Origin of the sequence: Streptomyces sp. NPDC050145, assembly GCF_044460245.1 — a bacterium.
In the GTDB taxonomy this organism is placed as follows: Bacteria; Actinomycetota; Actinomycetes; order Streptomycetales; family Streptomycetaceae; genus Streptomyces.
In genome coordinates, this window is the sequence record NZ_JBITJS010000010.1 from 135,096 (window position 1) to 155,032 (window position 19,937).

Sequence of the window (19,937 nt, forward strand, 5' to 3'; positions counted from 1 at the left end):
TGAGGTGTTGGAGGTGCGCGTCCGCGAACGCGAGCCACGCCTCGATCTCGGTCCGCTCCTGCCGGGCGGCTATGCAGCCTCGTCGCGCATGGCGGACTGGGCCGACTCGCTTTCGACGCCGATGACTTCGACGGTCACGCCGCGAGCGGCGAGGGCCTTCGCGGTCTGGGCCAGGGTGATGGCGGAGAACGGGAAGAGGGAGTCCGGCGTGAGCTTGGCTCCGTCCTTCAGAAGGATCGCGAAGACGACGCGGCGCGGGGTGAAGTCCTCGGGGATGCTGCGGGCCGGATCGCTGTTGACGTGTACGGACCGGGCGAACTCCGCGCGTACGGCCGCGTTCTCGAAGAGGAGCTCAACGGAGACGCGCGCCTGGCTGAACAGGTGACTCAGCGGGCTAGAGGAGTGCGCGGGCTTCACGAGGACAAGAGTGTCGTCCTCGGTGAACAGGTCGCAGATCTCGACGGAGTTGCTTGCCCGAAAGGGGTTGTGGACATTCTTCTTGTCCAGGCAGACCCAGCTGGGACGGGCCTGGGCGGCCAGCTTGTTGTAGTCGCCTTCGTCTACGGGACGCATCACGCGCATACCCTTCTTGTTGAGCTTCTCGACGAGCGGCCAGCGGGGGAGATCGACGGAGGGCGCGTCGGGGAACAAGGGAGCCACGGTCTCGTTGACGTTGCGCAGGTAGCCCGCCCCGAGCTCGTACCACTCACCGTCGAGCAGACAGAACGTGCGGGAGCTGAGGGAGAAGGTGGCCTCGATCCACTTCATGGCGGTTTCCTTGGACAGGGCTTCCAGGGAGGCGGTGCGCGGGGCGAGCGCGGTCCGTGCGGAGAGCGTGTCACGAAACAGTTCGACGGTGCCCTGCCGGAGCGCCGTGACGCGGGCGCCTGCCTTGATCACACGGGCCCGCTCCAGGACGTAGTCGAGACTGAACTCGTCCCGGAGGTGGGGCGGGCAGGACCCGATCTTGATGGTGCAGGCGGTGGACCGGGGCAGGTCGGTGCTCTGGGAGAAGGGGACGGCGGTGATGATCCGGCCGTCTGCGGGACGGCCGAGCGTGGCGTCCAGTTCCGCGTCGAGCGCGTCGATGAGGGAAGGGTCCTTGACCGCGGTGATGTGCTCGACGAAGGCCAGGTCGGGGTGGGGAACGACGTGCTCACAGATCGCGGCGATGGCGCGGATGTCCTTGATCAGTGTGGCGGGGGTGGTGCCGAGTTTGATACGGAGACCGATGCCGCCGTCCGCGGTCATGGCCCCGTTCCTGGTGCCGCTCCCTGCGGTGAGGTCGACTTCGTCGAGGTAGCCGCCGAGGTGGCGGATGATCCGCCCGTGGTCCCGGAGTCCGAGTGCCGGTACGGAGGCGCCGGCAGGGATCAGGGAACTGTCGATGCGCGCCTGGCCGAGGACGCTGGCAGTGAAGTCCCGCACCTGACGGGGGTTGATGGCGCGGATACCGAAGGACAGACCGAAGTGCGCGTCCTTGAGCTGGGCGGGGAGAAGCCGGTAGCCCTGGTCGAAGCCGATCGCGTACACCACGTCGTCGACGGCGAGCACGAGCAGTGCGCCGGTGCGCTGCTCGCTCTGCAGCAGGTCCGACTCGTCGGTGAGCCGGAGGATGTCCTTGCCCCAGGCGGCTTCCTCCTTCGCTACGGCGAAGGACACCGCGAGGGCGGGAACTCCCATGTGATCGCTGACGTCGCGCACGACCGCGTCCAGGGTGTCGAGGGCGTCGACGTCGAGGGCTTCGAGCATCGACTCAGGGGTCGCCTCGACGTGGGTCAGGCGGTACAGGGTGCGCTTCGACGCGGTGCTGGACACAGAGGTCTCCTGGGGCGAGGTTGCGGTGCGGTTCGGTAACACGAGCGGCCTTACGGGACGGGGGGTGTCGAGGCGGACAGAGGTGAGTGCCCGGCAAGGGAGCAGAGGTGCGGCGATGAGGACGCCGGTGCGGTCGGACTCGTATGGGGCTGGCGTCCCGGCGGGTGGTGCCGGGGTGATGGTGACGAAGGTGCCAGAAGATTGGAGATGAAATTGCTCAAGAACCTGATAACCCTGGTTATCAACCGTTGGCAAAGCTGGGAGCTCGACCGGCTGTAGCGTGTGAGGTGCCCTGGGAGAAACGTTCTCGACCGGGAGCACGAGGCAGTCTTCACGAAGGGAGCGGAACCGCATGGCTGGCACACGTGAAGCAACCGCTCCCATCCTGCCCGAGGAGATCTCCTGGCGGATCAGTTACGCCGAAATCGGGACCTTGGCCCAGGTCCAACGTCCCGTCGTCACCACCTGGGCCCGCCGGCACGCGGATTTCCCCGGGCCTGTCGCGCACGAGGGGGCCAGTCCGCTCTTCGACGGCCGTGAAGTCGCCGAATGGCTCCTGTCCACCGGCCGCGGCAATGCCGACGCCGACCAGATCCGGGCGGAGCTGGTGCTGCACACCCTGTCCGCCTGGCGGCGCGCGATCCCCGCCCGCACCCTGGTCGACACGGTGACCGCGCTGCTCTGCCTGCGACAGCTCCTCGACGAACCGCTCTCCGACCTGCCCTGGCAGGCGATCCTGGAGCGTGCCGCCGAGACCGACTTCGACGACACCTTCCTCCAAAGCGAGCTACGCGACCTGCCGGACGCCGAACGTCAGGGCCCCCTGCTCGCCGTGCTCGCCGACCAGCTCACCGAGGCCGCCTACACCCCGGCCGAAGCGCTCGAACGGGTCATGGACGCACGCCGCCGCCTGGGCTGCGACGACCTCGCCGCCGATGAACCGATTCCGCTGGTGAGCCGGACGATGGCCCGCCTGACCGGCCTCGCGCGACTGAACGAGCGCGAGGAAGGAGCGACGGCCGCCGTCCTGCATCCCCGAAGCGGCGATCTGCTGGTCGCCCTGCGCGACTCCGTCTCCGACGCCGGGGACTCCCCTTTCTTCCTCTCCGCGGACCCGATGCCGGACCTGGCCCGGCTCGCCCGCCGCCGCCTCATGGCACAGGGCGTCCAGGAGTTCGAGATGGACCTTGCGGACGGCGAGGAACTGGCCACGGACGACTGGGGAAACCCGCACGTCATCGCCTGCTGCCTCCCCTACGAGGCGGCCGAGACCCGCAGCCGGCTCGCCGTCCTGCAGAGCCTGCAGGACCTCACCGACCTCCTCGCCGAGGACCGCACGGCCGTCGTCCTGGGCCCCGCCGACGCACTCGTCCGACCCCTGCCCGCACGCGGCGAAGCGGACCGCCTGCGCAGGGACTTCCTGGAACAGCACCTCCTCAAGGCCGCGATCAGCCTCCCCGAAGGCGTACTTCCCTTCCGCCCGGCCCACCGCACCGCGATCTGGATCCTGCACCGCACCCCCGAAGACAAGCGCACCGGCCAGGTCCTCCTCGCCGACCTCGCCTCACGCACCCTCACCCCGCAGACCCTGGACGCGCTGGCCGAGGACATCGACATCTTCCGCGACGCCGGCTGGCGGGCGGACAGCCGCCACGAACCGCGCAACGCCGCCGTCGTCCGGGCCACCGCGCTGACCGGTGCACCGGGGGCCGCGTTCACCCCACAGCACCGCCCGCACGCCGACCGCTACACCCGCACCGTCGTCGAACGCCCGGCCCGCATCTCCGAGACCGAACTCCGCCTCCAGCAGCTGATCGACGCCACCCGTAGCGCACTCGACCATGCGCCCACGATCAGCGCCAACGCCGTCCTGCGCCCTGACGACCAGCCGGCCCGCCGCACCACCGTGGCCCGCCTGCTCAAGGACCGCCGCCTGCGCCGACTGCCCGGCCACCGCATCGCCGCCGAACACCTCCTCACGGACGGCGGCGGCCACTACACCGTCCTCACCCCGGCCGAGATCACCGGCAGCGCGCCGGTCGACAGCCACCGCATCGACCGCGCCGTACTCCTCAACATCTACGAGCATGCCTACTTCACCGAACCCGGCGACATCGTCGTCACCGCCACCCCGAGCTTCGGCGCGTACGTCGACGACGAGGGTCTGTCGGTGGTGGCCTTCCCCGCCCGCGTCCTGCGCGTACGGTCCGACGCCGAGCATCCCGTACGGCCTCGCGTCGTGGCGGCGCTCCTGCGCTCGGCGGCCACCGAACACCGGCGGGTGAGCGGCGCGGTCCGCTCCGCTCGCCGCATAGAGGACCTCCTCATCCCCGACCTCCCCGGCGACGAGGCGGAGCGGTACGACGCGCTCCTGGCCGACATCGCCCGCCGCACGGCCCTGCTGCGCCAGCACGCGGCGGCCCTCGACGACCTGACCTCCCTGACCGCCGCCGGCCTCGTCGACGGCACGCTGACCCTCACCGAACCCCCTCTCGCCTGATCTCTCGTCCGACTCTCGAAGGAGACCCGAGCGCCCATGCCTCCCCGGAAGAAGAAGCCCGCCGACCAGGCGGAGCTGTTCACCGCCTCCACGCCCAAGGAGATCCAGGCCATCCTCTGGAAGGCCGCCGACAAGCTGCGCGGCTCCATGGACGCCAACCAGTACAAGGAATTCGTCCTCGGCCTTATCTTCCTCAAGTACGTCTCCGACGCCTTCGAGGAGCGCCGCGAACAGCTCGCCAAGGAGCTCGCGGAGGAGGGCATTGCCGAGGACCGTCTGGAGGAGTTCCTGGAGGACCAGGACGAGTACACCGGGCACCACGTCTTCTGGGTCCCCGAGAGCGCCCGCTGGTCCTCGATCTCCGCCAACGCCAAGAGCGGCAACGTCGGCGAAGTCCTCGACCAGGCGATGGACGCCATCATGAAGGCCAACCCGTCGCTGACCGGCGTTCTCCCCAAGATCTTCAACAAGGACAACGTCGACAAGAAGCGCCTGGCCGAACTCGTCGACCTCATCACCGACGCCCGCTTCGGCGGCAGCGACGACAAGCCCGCCCAGGACGTCCTTGGCGAGGTCTACGAGTACTTCCTCGGCAACTTCGCCCGCGCGGAAGGCAAGCGGGGCGGCGAGTTCTACACCCCGAGCAGCGTCGTCCGTCTCCTTGTGGAGGTCCTGGAACCGTACGAGGGCCGCGTGTACGACCCGGCCTGCGGCTCCGGCGGCATGTTCGTCCAGGCCGCCAAGTTCATCGAGGCCCACCGTGGCCGCGGCCACAAGGCCGACATCTCCGTCTACGGCCAGGAGCTCAACGAACGCACCTGGCGCCTGGCCAAGATGAACCTCGCCATCCACGGCATCGACGGCAACCTCGCCGCCCGCTGGGGCGACACCTTCGCCGACGACAAGCACCCGGACCTCAAGGCCGACTATGTCATGGCCAACCCGCCCTTCAACATCAAGGACTGGGCGCGCAACGAGTCGGATGCGCGATGGAAGTACGGCGTCCCGCCGAGGGGTAACGCCAACTACGCCTGGCTCCAGCACATGATCAGCAAGCTGGGGGAGCGGGGAACGGCCGGCGTCGTCCTTGCCAACGGCTCGATGAGCAGCCAGCAGAGCGGCGAGGGGGAGATCCGGCAGGCGCTGGTGGATGGGGACACGGTGGCTTGCATGGTCGCGCTGCCCTCTCAGCTGTTCCGCACGACGCAGATTCCTGCCTGCCTGTGGTTCCTGGCGAAGGACAAGTCCCCGGCGGGCGTGAAGGGGCAGAAGGTCGCGGCTTCGGATCGCCGGGGCGAGATTCTCTTCATCGATGCCCGGGACATGGGCGAGATGGTCGACCGCACTGAGCGCGTTCTGACGGAAGCCGACCTCGCGAAGATCGCGGGGACTTACCACGCGTGGCGCGGGACGACGAGCGCGAAGGACGCGGGGGAGTCGTACGCGGACGTGCCGGGATTCTGCGCGAGCGCGGACCTGAAGACGATTCAGGAGCATGGGTACGTGCTGACGCCCGGGCGGTACGTCGGGGCGGCTGAGGCGGAGGAAGAGGACGCCGAGGCGGTCGCAGAGAAGATCGCGCGGCTGACGGGGGAGCTGTACGAGCTGTTCGACAAGTCGGACGAGCTGGCGAAGACGGTGCGAGAGCAGCTGGGAGAGCTTGATGGCTAGCAAGACCACTCAGACCGGAGGGCGTGCAGCCACCACCGGGATCATTCCTGGCAGGTGGGCCCTGAGCGTTGGTAACCCTGGAACGGCTGCGGCCCCTGGGTTCGCCTGGAGACGGCTTACGGATCTGGCCAGGCTGGAAAGCGGGCACACACCGAGTCGTCGTAGTCCTGAATATTGGGACGGGGACGTTCCGTGGGTCGGAATCAAAGATGCAACGGGAAATCATGGACGTACGATCAATTCGACCTTGCAGTGGATTTCCGAAGCGGGGCTAGAAAATTCATCAGCCCGCTTGCTGCCAGCAGGTACCGTATGCCTGTCACGTACTGCATCGGTTGGGTATGTGGTGACCATGGGTGTTCCCATGGCGACTAGCCAGGATTTTATCAACTGGGTATGTGGGCCCGAGTTGTCATCGCGTTACCTTCATTACATCCTCCTCGGTGAGCAGGAGGCGATCCGGCGCTTCGCTCATGGGACGACACATCAGACGGTCTACTTCCCCGAGGCGAAGGCGTTCCATGTCTGCGTCCCTGATCGTGCTGAGCAGGACCGTATCGGTGCCGTGCTTGGGGCGCTGGACGACAAGATCGCCGTCAATGAGCGCATCGCGGCCACGGCGATTGAGCTGGCCGATGCAACCTTCCTGCAGGCGGTTTCTGGTGTTGAGCCTGGTGAAGCGACTTTTGGGAGCGTTGCTGGGGTGGGTGGAGGTGGGACTCCGAGTACGAAGGTCGAGTCCTACTGGGGTGGTGACATTGCCTGGACGACGCCATCGGATGTGACGGCTTTGCCGTCCCCCTATCTCTTCAATACCGGGCGAAGTATCACCTCCGACGGCTTGGAGGCATGTGCGTCTCCGCTGTACCCCGCCAAATCCATCTTCATGACTTCGCGCGCAACCATTGGGGCGTTTGCTTTGCCGCAGATCCCTGCTGCCGTGAATCAGGGATTCATTGTGGTAACGCCTCCCGATGATTCAATGCGATGGTGGCTCTTCCATGAGATGCGGTCGCGTGTACCAGAGATGGTTAGCCTCAGTAATGGGTCTACGTTTCTGGAGCTGAGCCGAAAGAACTTTAAGGCCATGCAGGTTCGTCTTCCCGGTGCGGGTGTGATCGAGGAGTTCGCGATGGTCGCCGCGCCTCTGCATGAGAGTGCAGCGCATGCCGCCGAGGAAAACCGCTCGCTCGCCGTTCTCCGCGACACCCTCCTCCCTCAACTCATGTCCGGCCGCATCCGCGTCAAGGACGCCGAGAAGATTGTCGAGGACCACGTATGACCAAGCACGGGCACGACGACGGCAGCAGCGAGACCCCCGGCACCCCCGCCCCCGACAAATTCCGCCCCCTCGAAATCGACTGGGAGTTCCTCGCCCTCGAAGAGCTCCTGGAGCTCGACTGGCCCAAGGCCGCGGGCAATGAGCTCGCCCCCGGTTCCGGTCACCGCCGTTCCTGGGACGACCTGATCCTCTACTCCGATCTCCGCGAGGCCATCGAGCGGCTCAATCCCGCCCTCCCCCCGGAGGCCGTCCGTGAGGCCCTCGCGACCGCCGCGACCCCGACCTCCCAGGACACGTACGAGGAGAACCGGACCGCGCACGGCTACCTGACCGACGGCGTCCACTCCGTCACGTACACCGACGCGCTCGGCGCCGAGCACACCCCGACCGTCCGGATCGTCGACCTGGAGCACGCGGACGCGAACACATACCGCGCCGTCCGTCAGGTGACCGTGATCAACGGTGAGCGCAACCGCCGCTTCGACCTCGTCCTGTACGTCAACGGCCTCCCGCTCGCCGTCATCGAGCTCAAGCGGGCCGGCGACCCGAACGCCACCCTGGCCGCCGCGCACACCCAGATCCGGCACTACATCGAGGAGTTCCCGACCGCCTTCCGCTACAACGCGGTCGTGCTGCTCTCCGACGGGATCACCGCGAAGTACGGCACGCCCTTCACCCCGTACGAGCACTTCGCCCCGTGGAACACCGACGAGTTCGGCGCCCGCGTGGACACCGTGGACGCTGCCGCCGTCCACGCCGACGCCGATGCCGACGTTCCGACCGGCCAGGACCTGGCCCTGCACGGCCTGTTCACCCAGCCCCGCTTCCTCGCCCTCGTCCGGTCCTTCATCAACTTCGTGCCCGGCAAGCGCATGAAGCGGATCGCGAAGCCGCACCAGTACTTCGCGGTCACCCGCGCCGCCGACGCCGTGCGCCGTGCCGCCGCGACCGACGGCAAGGCCGGCGTGGTCTGGCACACCCAGGGCTCGGGCAAGTCCGAGGAGATGGTGCTGACCACCAACCTCGTCATGCGCGACCCCGCCCTGCACAACCCCACCGTGGTGGTCGTCACCGACCGCACCGACCTCGACGACCAGCTCTTCGACACGTTCAAGGAGAGCGAGGTCCTGCCGGAACAGCCCCACCAGTTCCTCAACCGCTCCGAACTCCGTGAAGAGCTGGCCGCCAAGCGCACCGGCGGCATCCTCTTCACCACCCTCCAGAAGTTCGGCCGCACCAAGCTGGAGAAGGAATCCGGGACTGACCACCCGCTCCTCTCCGAGCGGCGCAACATCGTCGTCGTGGTTGACGAGGCCCACCGCAGCCACTACGACCACCTCGACGGCTACGCCCGCCACCTGCGCGACGCCCTCCCGCACGCCACGCTGCTCGCATTCACCGGCACGCCGATCTCCGAGGCCGACCGCAACACCCGTGAGGTCTTCGGCGACTACATCGACACCTACGACCTCAAACGGGCCGCCGACGACGGCGCGACCGTGAAGGTCTACCACGAGAGCCGCGTTGTCCAGCTTGTCCTCGACCGCGACGTCGACCCCACCGCCATCGACACCGAGGCCGACCGCATCACCGATGGCCTGGACGACACCGAGCGCACCCGCGTCGAGCAGGCCGTCGCCACCATGAACGCCATGTACGGCGCCCCCGCCCGGATACGCGACCTGACCCAGGACCTCGTCGAACACTGGGAAGCACGCCGTGCAGCGATGCTGCCCTTCGTCGCGGACGCTGACGACGCACCCGGCGCAGCCCCCGGTAAGGCGATGCTTGTCTGCGCCACCCGCGAGATCTGCGTCCGCGTCTATGACGCCCTGCGCGAACTGCGCCCGGACTGGCACACGGACGACCCCACCACCGGCGCCATGAAGATCGTCTACTCCTCGGACTCCCGCAAGGACTCCGAGGAACTGCGCGCCCACGCCCTGCGCGACTCCCAGCGCAAGGCCGTCATCAACCGTGCCAAGGACCCCGAGGACGAACTCCAGCTCCTCATCGTCAACAACATGCTCCTGACCGGCTTCGACGCACCGTCCATCCACACCATGTACCTGGACCGGCCGCTGCGCGGCGCCGGCCTGATGCAGGCCCTCGCCCGCGTCAACCGCCGCTTCCGCAAGAAGGAGGAGGGCCTCCTCGTCGGCTACGCCCCCCTCACCGAGAACCTCCAGAAAGCCATCGCCGAGTACTCCGCCGACGACCAGGAAGACCGGACCCTCGGCCAGGACATCGACCGCGCCCTGGACGAACTCCGCAACGAGTACGACATCCTCGACCAGATGCTTCTCGGCTGGAATTGGCGCGAACGCCTCTCCCGCCCCGACCCGAAAGCCTTCGTCAAGGCGGCCTACACCACGGCCGAGTACCTCCGCAGCCCCGCCACCCCGGGCAACAATCCCGACCAGCTCGACGACCCGAACCAGACCCTCAGCCGCCGCTTCCGTGAGCACGGCTACCGCCTGGAGCGCTTCTTCGCCCTCGCCGGCTCCTCCGCCGACATCTCCTCACGGTTCACCGACCAGCCGTACTGGAAGCGCGATATCCAGTTCCTCGTCGAGGTCCGTACGTACATGGCGAAGCTCGACGCCATGGACCGCGAGGCCCAGGGCCTGCCCGTCGCCCGTGACGTCGCTCTCTACCTCTCCCAGCTCACCTCTGCCGTCGTGGAGACCGGCGGCGTCACCGACCTCTTCTCCGAGGCCGGACTGGACAAGGCCGACCTCACGCACCTCAACGACGCCCTTGTCGGCCGCCTGCAGAACAGCGAAACCCCACACCTGGCCGCCGAAGCCCTGCGCCGCCTCGTCGAGAAGAAGATGCGCGAGCAGACCCGGCACAACATCGTCCGCCAGACCGCGTTCTCGGAGCGCCTCCAGGACCTGATGACCCGCTACATGCGCCAGCAGCTCACCAGCGCCGAGATCATCGCCCAGCTGGTGGAACTGGCCAAGACGGTTGCGGAAGACGCCCGGCGAGGTGAGAAGTTCACCCCGCCGCTGGGGAACGACGAACTCGCCTTCTACGACGCGGTCGCCGACCTCGGCAGCGCCCGCGACCTCATGGGCGACGAGATCCTCTCCGGTATCGCCCGGGACCTCGTGGTCCAGGTCCGCAAGAACCTCAAGAAGGACTGGATCGCCCGCGAACCGGTCCGGGCCAGGCTCCGCGCCACCATCAGGCGCCTCCTGGCCCGCCACGGCTACCCGCCGGAGCAGTCCAAGGAAGCGATCGATCTGGTGATCCGTCAGATGGAACACTTTGCCGACAAGTGGTCCCAGGACGGCTCGGCCGCCGACGCATAGCCCTCGCTCATCTCGCTTCTGGCCCCGGCAAGCGTCTGTTTGCCGGGGCGGTCGTCTGCCCGACCGGATGCCCTTCGCGGGGTCGGCAGGGGCTGTGCCCGACCGCCCTACGGCAAAAGCAAATTCCCGTGCTGCGAGACGTGAGGTGCGTCAGGCCACTACTTTCAAGTCCGCGGAACGAACCGCAGAACTGCTAACTGCTGGTGGAACCGAGGGAGTTGTGGCATGTCGCAGCGAGCGCTGCTGTTGGTGGTGGTCGTCCTGGCGTCCGTGGTGGTGGGGCTCGTGGCCGGCATCCTCGATTTCGTGGGCGCGGGAGAGATCGTCACGGCCATCCAGAACGGTGGTGCCGCCTGCGGAGCCGCTGTTCTCATCGGGCTGGCGGTCGTCTCCTGGCTGAGGTCGTCGTGACCCAGGAGGAATGGGCGAACGAAGAGGGGCGGCTGAAGTACCGGCGAGTGCTGCGGGCCGTCGAGAAGCTACGCAGCGTCGCCGATGCTGCGACGACGTACCGGCTTGCTTTTCAAGTGGTCTACCTTCACTGCTGGTCCCGCCATGGATCACTGGCGGAGGTGGACCGGTTGTGGGGGCCGGGTTCGGAGTCAGCGGGGGCCAGGCTCGGCGCAGTGTGGCCGCGTACGCCCGTTGCTCGCGCCCACAGTCTTCCTGCGTATCGCGACGAAGGTCTGAGCCGTCCCTTCGAGCTCATCGACCCGGCCCTCCGTGAGCTGATCGCGGAGGTGCGGCAGCTGGATCCGGACCCGAGGCTCCTTGACGTGCTCCTCGACACGTACTCGACACGCTATGCGCGTGGCGATGACTACTTCACGTCAAACGACCTGGCGTACCTCTTCGCGGGGCTGGCCGCTCCCCGAGGAGGCGAGATTGTTCGGGACCCGGTGTGCGGCAGCGGGCGACTGCTGCGCGCCGCCGCACACCAGGCTCGGGCACAGGGGGGTGAAGTGCGCTTGTCCGGTGCGGATATCAACCGGACGGCGCGTTATGCCGCAGCCGTCAACCTCGCCCTGCACGGATTCCTTGCCGACCTCGGCAAGGAAGGAGCTGACACCCTCAGGGCCGGCACTTCACCGATACCGGCCGACGTGATCGTCGCCAACCCTCCTGTGAACCAGCGGGACTGGGGGCACGGTGAACTGAAGGACGACTGGCGGTGGACCCTGGGGGTGCCACGTCCGGGTAACGCGAACTTCGCCTGGGTCCAGCACATCCTTGCCGATCTCACGCCACAAGGACGGGCCGTAGTTCTGCTGTCTTCCGGCGCGGCGCACAGCAGCAACAGCACCGACGGACTGATCCGCCGTGGGCTGCTGGAGAACGGTCTGGTCGTGGGCGTCGTGGCCTTGCCGACGTGGCTCTTTCCGCACGCCAGCGCGAGCACGGCGCTGTGGCTGCTGGCCAAAGGGGAGCGGCCGCACTCCGATCAGGTCTTGTTCGCGGATGCAGGGAAACTGCCAGCGGCGAAGGAGGGGCAGCGGCGCCGCTTCGCAAAGGACTCGGCCGAACGCCTGCTGCAGATCTTCGGTGAATGGCAGGGACTTCGACGCCGTGAGGGCGAGGGGGACCCTGAATCCGTCCCATGGTGCCGTGCGGCGAGGTACGAGGAAATCGCTGAGGCGGACTTCGATCTGACTCCCGCACGCTACGTACGGAACGGGGGCACCGCGCAGTTGCATTCAAGTGACGGAGACCGGAACCGGAAGGCCGAGCTGTATGAGTGCATGGATCGTAGCGCCACAGCCAGGAACCGAGTCCGTGATGCCCTGGAGAGCAGGCATGACTACAGAATCGGATGATGTCCCCACTCCGTGGCCCGTCGTTGAGTTGCGTGAGTTCCCTGGGGTCGAGTACGCCGCCTACGGAATTGCGCGACAGCAGAAGGCATCCGGCGGAATCCCGATGATCCGCGCCACAGAGATCGTCGAGGGAGGTGTGCACGTCCAGGAGTTCACATTTGTGCCTCCCGATGTGGCCAGACGCCACCCACGCAGCACGCTGAGGTCTGGGGACCTCCTTGTCGTGCTCGTGGGGCGTGTGGGGGAGGCAGCAGTTGCAGGGGAGGAGCACGCAGGATGGAATGTCGGCAGGTCGCTCGCGGTCGTCCGCTGGACACCAGAGGGCCGCGCCCAACAATTGGATCTGTGGCTTCGATGGTGGCTGAAGACCTCGCAGAGCCAGAGCTATCTCGCGCTGTCCTCGTCGAACGCCGAGCACATGACCTTGCCTCTGCAGGCACTCAACCGACTTCCCGTGCCAGTGCCTCCAGCGCCGGTGCGGGAGAGGCTGCTTTCGCTGATCTCGCTTGCTGAGCGCAAGAATGCGTTGAACACCCGGATTGTGTCTTGCGCGACGGAACTAGCGGATGCGCATTTCATGGAGGCGCTGCAGACGTGCGGGCAAGGTACCGCTACCGAGCGTGCAGTGGGCGAAGTGTGTCAGGTTACGGCTGGTGCGGCACAGTCTCTGCCGGACAGCGAGCAGTCGGCTATGCCGTGGGTGTCTCCCCGCGAAGTACTGAACTGCAAGACAGTACATCTGGGTGCAGTGACTTCACGCACCGTGGCGCAAGCGGAAGTTGTATGCCCGTCCGGCAGCCTCTTGATCGCGCCCCGTCCCGGGGAGGTGCGGACCGTGCTCACTACTACCCCGGTAGTGCCAGGTCGGCGGACGCTCGCGATTTACACGGAGTCCGAGGTCGATCGGATGTGGTTGTTGCACTCGCTGCGTTACTGGAGGCGGGAGTTGACGGCCGTTACGCAGGGTGAGCAGGCCCGCGCGATGAGGCGCAAGGACTTGTCCCGTTACAAGATCCCCTGGCCGACCGATGCGGTGAGGCGGGACTTCGCCAGGCGTGCTGCTGCCCTGCACGACCTCGCCTACGCCTCCGTCATGGAGCGACACGTGATGGAGGAGCTGGTGGTGCACGAGCTGGAGAAGGGGGGCCTGGCGCGTCTCACTTCGGCCAGCTAAATGCCGAGCTGACCCACGTTGCCCCTCTCTGGAGTACGGAATCCAACGCTCTGAACGAACGGCGCAGTACCGCGCGCACCGTTTCTCCGCTGGTGGTCCGAGAGAGCCCTGACCAGCCATTTTTGGGGCGCCCCCGGCAGGACTCGAACCTGCGGTCGAGCGCTTAGAAGGCGCCTGCTCCACCCGCTGAGCCATGCAGGCTGACCTGCGACAGCGCAGAAGCTCCTGACTATGCCCCGCCAAACCGGGGGTATACGGGATCCGTGGACGCTCGCGCCGGCCCCGAGGTCTGGACGTGCACGAGGTCTGGGCGTGCATTCTGGGCGGCGGCCAGGCGTCGGAGCTCGCCGCCGGCGTTCGGGAAGACCGCGAGTGAGCGCGATCGCTGTGCTGCTCTGCGAGGTTCGGTGCGGTGGCGTCAGCCTGATGTTGCGCTCGTAGAAGTTCCGCAGACTTCAGACGTGTGCGGGCGCTGCCGTGTAGCGTTGGCGATCTTCGGTCTTCTTGTACTTTGTCGCGCATCCCGTGCTGGGGTGGTGCTGGGATGCGCCCGCATTTCCACAGGTTACAGCCTTGGCGAAAATGGGAGCTGCTGAATGGCTGATGTAACTTTCCTTAGTCAGGTCGAACCAGTTGATGAGTACGGTCGTGCTCTTTACGCAGTATCGCGATCAATCCTGAGAGCCCATTTTGATGAATTGTCGCAAGCGGACCTCGAAGACCTAAATTGCGATCGCGTTGATGTCACGTTTCGGCAGCTCGCTAAGCTCGCTCGCCTCCACCGCGACAAGGGATCGCGCGGGGATGGGTTTGAGTGGGCCGTTCACGAAGCGATTGTGGGTGAGGAATCGCGCGTTACCGACCTGGTCAGTGAAGCGCTCAGGAAGGTGAGCCCCAGGGCATTCGCTGACCTGGATAGACCGACATCCTTGATGTTCGGGCACGAGCGTGCACGCCATCTCGGATTCACTGAAGCCGTCGTCAATAATGCGAGTGGTGACGCGGTGTTGTTGCCTGACGGGTCAGGTCGACCATTCGCATTTGGATCCTGGGTGCCGATCGCTGCTCGCGGCGTCGCTGCCGAACCTGATCTGCGGGAACGAATTAAGAAGGTATGGAAAACCGACATTTTCCTGAGCAGTACGGAGAAGGCCCGGTTTGCCGCCGCGACCATCAAGAGCAATTGGCATCAACTCGAAGATGGGAAAGGGCTCCGAGTAGCGATTGTTCCGCAGGCTTTGGATCTTCCAGCGGGATATCAGAGATGGAAAAGTCTCCACCTGATTGCACTTCCAGACCCGGATGGCTTCATGGGTTTGTTTAACGATTCATATGAGGCGGTCGCTGAAGCGATTCTGACGGTTGGCAGGCATGATCGTGCACCGTATTATTACAAGCCCAGCGCGAAGGCGCAGAAGATTCAGGCGCAACTAGAGAAGTATGGGAAGGTAAAGGTGGTCGATATTCTCGACGCCCTAAACGAAGCGGCGCAGCAGAATCTGATTTCTGTTGACCGCAAGCTCATGTCGGTGGAAGCTCCAGCCTGGCTCAATATCAATGAAAAGCGCACGCCCGTTATTGCGCCGAGGCCGGCATTCGAGAAGCTCGACTGATCTCGGAGTTGGCGAGGGAATGTCCCGTCGATGGTCTCGAAGTCGATTCTGACCTCAACCAGTGGCGCGTCGGCCTGACCCTTGTGCGCAGGAAAGCCGAACCTCCCACGTCACGAGGGATATTCGGCAACTGATCGTGTGCTTACGCTCGGAAGCCGGTCCGATATCCCCTCACCGCCTACCAGTACCTCTCTCAGCGCGCCCTCGATTGGATGACGGTGGAGAGATTCCTTTTCGGCGCCGCCGCGGGCGCCGAATGCGTTGGGTGACTTAATACCGTGCTGGATGAGGCATGCGGGAACCGCGTTTCCGCAGGTGGGAGCTCTTTACTGGAGATTCCGCTTCAACGTCTGATCCCGCGTACGACACGTACCACCCGTGCGGCGAAGGCCGCCCGACCCGCGACGCAGCGGGACGGGCGGCCTTCGCCGTACGCGTGTGGGGTCTGTGGTGCTGGTGGTGCTGGTGTGACGTGTGCGCATTCCGGCGCGCTGTAGCTACTGACCAGCCGTAGGCCCTGGAAGGGATACAAGAGAGTGGCAGCTCAGCAGGCAGCACGTCACCGGCGTTCGGTAAGGCGTCGCCTCATCGGCGCGGGGGCCGTGGCGGCCGCGGCCGGAGTCGCGTTCACCGCGACGCTCGCGGTGAACGCCGACGCCGCGTGGACGTCCACGTGGAACGTCACCCCGTCCGGCTGGTCCGGCCAGGACAACCCCCAGGTCTCCATCGACCGTTCCGGCGACGCGCTGCTCGCCTGGGCGGCCATGGACAACGCGGGCAGCTCCTACTTCAAGGTCCAGACCCGGGTGAAGTACGCGAGCGGCACCCTGGGCGCGACCCGCACCCTGTCCCCTGACGGCCGCGCCATCAGCTGGGTGCAGGCCGACTCCGACGACTCCGGCGACTCGTCCGTGGTCTGGCAGCAGGACAGCACCGTCGTCGGCCGCCGGGTCGCGTCCTCCGGCAGCCTCGTCGGCTCGCTGCAGATGCTCTCCACCCCCGGGGCCCCCGCCTCCACGCCCTCGGTCGCCGTGACGCCCGGCGGCAGCTCGATGGTCGCGTGGACGGAGATCCGCGACGGCAGCTGGTACGTGGTGGCCCGCCGGCTGAAGCTCGACGGCACGCTCGGCGCGGTGCACACCCTCGGCTCGGGCTCGGCGGAGCCGCCGGCCATCGGCGTCGACCGCAACGGCCAGTTCGTCGTCGCCTGGGTGCGCGGCTCCGAGGTGGTGGCCAAGCGGATGACCGCGACCTCGATCTCCGCGGCGAAGGTGCTCACCACGCCGATCGCGGCGTACGGCGGTTTCGGCATGGTCCGGGTCGGCGTGGACCGGGACGGCGACGCCGTGGTCAGCTACCGCTCCGGCGGCGGCGCCCACCCGCAGGTCTGGGCCTCGCGCTGGAGCCGCTCCGGCACGCTCTCGAACCCCCTGCGCGTCTCGACGTCCACCGAGAACGCGGACGCCCACCACACCCTCGGGACCGACCTGGACGGCGACTCGGTGATCGTGTGGGTGCGCAACAACGCCGGAAAGCGCGAGCTGTACGGCCGCAAGCTCTCCGCGGGCGGCACCCTCGGCACCATCGCGTCGCTGGGCGCCGGCGACCGCCCCGACCTCGCCCTGGACGACGACGGCGACGGCATGCTCGTGTCGCAGACCACCACACCCGTCTCCACGCCGCCGTACAGCGTCACGAAGGCCACCGCCCGGCTGATCAGCCGCTCCGGCACCTTCGGCAGCGCGAAGACGCTCACCTCGGACGGCCGCGTGCCGCAGGTCGCCGCCCGTCCGACCGCCGTGTTCACGACCACGTGGCAGCAGGAGTCGTACCTGTACACGATCAAGGCGATCACCGGTCCTTGATCCGTACGCGCTACCCGGCCCGCCGCCCGCCACGGTCGTAGAACGCGCAGCGCAGGCCCATGTAGCGGCCCTGTTCCTCCGGGGTGTACGCGGGATGGTCGCGCAGGTGGACCAGGGCGTCGACCCACTGCTTCCAGAGGCCGCCGTCCGGATCGGTGAAGCGGGCGGCGTGGTCCGTGCCGAGGAGGGTGTCGAGGTGGACCAGGGCGCCGAGGGCCGCCGGCTGGTCGTAGCGGAGGTCGGTGCGGGGGAGGTAGCGGTCCAGGTACGCGGTGAGGATCTCGGCGTCGGCGGCCGTGCCGAAGCGGGCCAGGGCGAAGCAGTAGGCGCTGCCGGCGAAGCAGAAATCGCTGGCCAGGAGGAGCTCGCCGAGGCGCTCGCGGAACGACGTGCGGCGGCCGACCCCGATCAGGCAGGCCCCCGTGACCCGTGAGCGCCACTCGTATCCGAGCAGTGCCGACAGCTCGGCGTCGGTGACTGCCGCGGCGTCCTCGGCCATCCGCCGCGCGAACACCTCGGCGTGCGGCCACCCGGGCCGCAGGATCCGCCCGCTGTTCAGATCGAAGTACCTGGCCCGCCCCGTGTCTTTGGGCGTCACGAAGCGCTCGATGACGTGGCCGAAGCCGATCTCCCGAGGGTGCTGAGCCGGCATGGGTCACCTCTCCGGGGGCAAGGGGCAGGGGCGGCGGTTCACCTGCGCAGTCTTGTCGATCCGCCGCTCCCGGTGCCACGTGTTTCGCGTGACTACGCCTCGGTCGCCGGCTCCGGCTCCGGCTTCGACGGGACCGTCAGGAGGGCCAGGAGGGCTATCACCGCGGCCGCGGCGAAGGCGTAGAAGCCCCAGGGGTAGGCGATGCCCGCGGTGAGGAGGGCGCCGCCGAGGAAGGGGCCCGCGATCGCGCCGAAGCGGCCCACCCCGGCGGACATGCCGAGGGCCGTGCCGCGGATACGCGCGGGGTAGAGCTGGCTGACGAACGCGTAGACCAGGACCTGCGCGCTGAACACGAAGACTCCGGCCGCCAGCACCGCGCCGTAGACCAGCACGGTGTTCTCCATCCGGATGGAGAGGAGCGCCAGCATCACCGCGGCGACGCCGAACCACGCCAGGACGGTCGGCTTCGTGCCCCGGGCGTCGGAGATCCGGCCGGCGAGTACGAGGCCGAGCACCGCGCCCACGTTCAGGGTGAGGAGCAGGCCGAGGCCGGCGTCGAGGGAGTAGCCGGCCGCGCCCATGATGGTCGGCAGCCAGGTGTTCAGGCCGTAGACGAGGAGCAGGCCGCAGAACGACGCCGCCCACAGGCCGAGGCTGACCCACAGCAGACGGCCGCGGACGACCTCGGAGGGGCGGACCCGTTCCGACGCGACGGTCTCCGTGTACGTCCGCGACTCCGGGAGCTTCGCCCACATCACCGGCACCGTCAGCAGCCCGGCGATGCCGCCGATCACGAACATCGACCGCCAGCCCAGATGCGGTATCAGAGAGAGGGCCAGCAGTGCGGTGAGCACGGCGCCCACGTGATAGCCCGTCATCATCCGCGTCATCGCCGTGCCCGAGCGGCCCGCGCGGGCGTGCTCGCTCATGAACGCCAGCGCCGTCGGCAGACAGGCGCCCAGGCCGAGGCCCGCGAGGAAGCGCAGCGCGATGAAGAGCGTGGCGTTCGGCGCGGCCGCCATGGCCAGGGTCAGTACGGAGAAGAGGGCGATGCTGCCGATCAGCGTCGTACGACGGCCGAAGCGGTCGGCCAGCGGGCCTATGGCCACGGCGCCGACACCGACCCCGACCAGGCCGATCGTGGCGGCCGAGGTCGCCGACGCCTCGGTGAAACCGAGCGCGTGGGTGCGGACCAGGGTCGGGATGACCGCGCCGAGCACGACGAGGTCGTAGCCCTCCAGCGCGACGGCCAGCCAGCAGAGCACGACCGGCCACAGGCTTCGGGGGTCGGTCTTGGGGACGGTTGACGATGAGGATGGCGATGAGGATGGCGATGAGGATGACGAGGTCACGGGAGCGGGCACAGGGGGACTCCAACAGTTGAGCGGACTGTGGAACTGGGGGAGGGGAGGGGAGGGGTGAGGGGGTTCGTCCGTCTGGGGTGAGTGGGTGTCAGATGTCAGGCGGCTGCGGTGAGTTCCGTGATGTGGTCGGCCAGTCCTGCGGGGTTCGCGAGGAACGGGGAGTGGCCGGTCGGCATGCGCACGACGGTCGACGCGGACGCCGACATCGCCTCCTGCGCGAACGGCGGGATGGCGGCGTCCCGTTCGCACAGGACGTACCCGCTGGGGATCGTGGTCCAGCCCGCGCCTGTCAGCGGCTGCTCGAAGGAGTCCAGGGACTGGAGGCCCAGGTGGGCCGTCGTGTCCGACGCGACGTCGGCCGGGCAGTCCGCGAAGAAGACGGCTGTCGGGTCCTTCACGTCGACGGTGCGGTTCTCCCGGTCGATCACCCACCACGGGGGCGGGGTGCCGCCGACGGCCTGGAGCACGGACACGCCCTCGGGGAGCATGAACGCGGCCACGTAGATCAGCCGGTCCACGTTCTCCAGCCGCGCGGACGCCTCCGTGATCACCATCCCGCCGTACGAGTGGCCGACCAGCGTGACCGGGCCGTCGATCGCGCCGACCGCCTCCCGCACCGCCGCCGCGTCGGCGCGCAGGTCGCCGAGCGCCTGGCCGGGAGCGCCGCTGCTGGGGAGGTCGACCGTGTGGACGGTGAAGCCCCGCTCGGTGAGATGCGGTGTGAGCAAAGCCCAGTCCCGGGCGCCGTGCCAGGCGCCGTGGACCAGCATCAGGTGTCGAGTCATGGACCGATTTAAGGCACCTGTGCGCTGTGACCGGCACCACAGCTTCCGTCCAGCGGAAGGCTGCGCCGACTTTCTTCCG

The 19,937-nt window shown here is 67.5% G+C and carries 13 protein-coding genes and 1 tRNA gene; 9 read left to right on the forward strand and 5 right to left on the reverse strand.

What is annotated here, in order from left to right; translation table 11 throughout:
• Positions 1-69: 69 nt before the first annotated feature.
• Positions 70-1,818 (reverse strand): DUF6119 family protein, encoded by a 1,749-nt coding sequence (locus tag ACIBTU_RS21295; protein WP_399127860.1) that lies wholly within the window; start codon positions 1,816-1,818, stop codon positions 70-72.
• A 352-nt stretch (positions 1,819-2,170) separates the two neighbouring features.
• Between ACIBTU_RS21295 and ACIBTU_RS21300 the strand changes: the two genes are divergently transcribed.
• From ACIBTU_RS21300 to ACIBTU_RS21330, 7 genes are all read left to right on the forward strand, one after another.
• Positions 2,171-4,318, forward strand: coding sequence for a hypothetical protein (locus ACIBTU_RS21300; RefSeq protein ID WP_399127861.1), 2,148 nt, complete (start codon positions 2,171-2,173; stop codon positions 4,316-4,318).
• 36 nt (positions 4,319-4,354) lie between these two features.
• On the forward strand, positions 4,355-5,989 hold the full coding sequence (locus ACIBTU_RS21305; RefSeq protein ID WP_399127862.1) for a type I restriction-modification system subunit M: 1,635 nt from the start codon (positions 4,355-4,357) through the stop codon (positions 5,987-5,989).
• Positions 5,982-7,271 (forward strand): restriction endonuclease subunit S, encoded by a 1,290-nt coding sequence (locus ACIBTU_RS21310; RefSeq protein WP_399127863.1) that lies wholly within the window; start codon positions 5,982-5,984, stop codon positions 7,269-7,271. The genes ACIBTU_RS21305 and ACIBTU_RS21310 overlap by 8 nt, the downstream gene beginning before the upstream one ends.
• Complete coding sequence (locus ACIBTU_RS21315; RefSeq protein WP_399127865.1) at positions 7,268-10,591, forward strand: type I restriction endonuclease subunit R; 3,324 nt, start codon at positions 7,268-7,270, stop codon at positions 10,589-10,591. The genes ACIBTU_RS21310 and ACIBTU_RS21315 overlap by 4 nt, the downstream gene beginning before the upstream one ends.
• A 225-nt stretch (positions 10,592-10,816) precedes the next feature.
• Positions 10,817-11,002: a hypothetical protein gene (locus ACIBTU_RS21320; RefSeq protein ID WP_399127866.1), complete on the forward strand. Its 186-nt coding sequence runs from the start codon at positions 10,817-10,819 to the stop codon at positions 11,000-11,002.
• Positions 10,999-12,405, forward strand: coding sequence for an N-6 DNA methylase (locus tag ACIBTU_RS21325; protein WP_399127867.1), 1,407 nt, complete (start codon positions 10,999-11,001; stop codon positions 12,403-12,405). Before ACIBTU_RS21320 ends, ACIBTU_RS21325 begins: the two co-directional genes overlap by 4 nt.
• Positions 12,386-13,579, forward strand: a complete 1,194-nt coding sequence (locus ACIBTU_RS21330; RefSeq protein ID WP_399127868.1) for a hypothetical protein — start codon at positions 12,386-12,388, stop codon at positions 13,577-13,579. The genes ACIBTU_RS21325 and ACIBTU_RS21330 overlap by 20 nt, the downstream gene beginning before the upstream one ends.
• Before the next feature lie 128 nt (positions 13,580-13,707).
• Here the strand turns inward: ACIBTU_RS21330 and ACIBTU_RS21335 are convergent.
• Positions 13,708-13,780, reverse strand: a tRNA-Arg gene (locus ACIBTU_RS21335).
• A gap of 395 nt (positions 13,781-14,175) precedes the next feature.
• Here ACIBTU_RS21335 and ACIBTU_RS21340 point away from each other — a divergent pair.
• Positions 14,176-15,192, forward strand: a complete 1,017-nt coding sequence (locus tag ACIBTU_RS21340) for a hypothetical protein (protein ID WP_399127869.1) — start codon at positions 14,176-14,178, stop codon at positions 15,190-15,192.
• A 536-nt stretch (positions 15,193-15,728) separates the two neighbouring features.
• A complete protein-coding gene (locus ACIBTU_RS21345; RefSeq protein WP_399127870.1) occupies positions 15,729-17,057 on the forward strand; it encodes a hypothetical protein in 1,329 nt (442 codons plus the stop codon).
• 10 nt (positions 17,058-17,067) lie between these two features.
• On the opposite strand, the gene ACIBTU_RS21350 is transcribed toward ACIBTU_RS21345, so the two are convergent.
• From ACIBTU_RS21350 to ACIBTU_RS21360, 3 genes are all read right to left on the reverse strand, one after another.
• Positions 17,068-17,709, reverse strand: coding sequence for a DUF6000 family protein (locus tag ACIBTU_RS21350; protein ID WP_399127871.1), 642 nt, complete (start codon positions 17,707-17,709; stop codon positions 17,068-17,070).
• 92 nt (positions 17,710-17,801) lie between these two features.
• A complete protein-coding gene (locus ACIBTU_RS21355; RefSeq protein WP_399127872.1) occupies positions 17,802-18,974 on the reverse strand; it encodes an MFS transporter in 1,173 nt (390 codons plus the stop codon).
• Positions 18,975-19,168: 194 nt separating this feature from the next.
• Entirely contained in the window at positions 19,169-19,858 is a 690-nt protein-coding gene (locus ACIBTU_RS21360) for an alpha/beta hydrolase (protein ID WP_399127873.1), read from the reverse strand.
• Positions 19,859-19,937 lie beyond the last annotated feature (79 nt).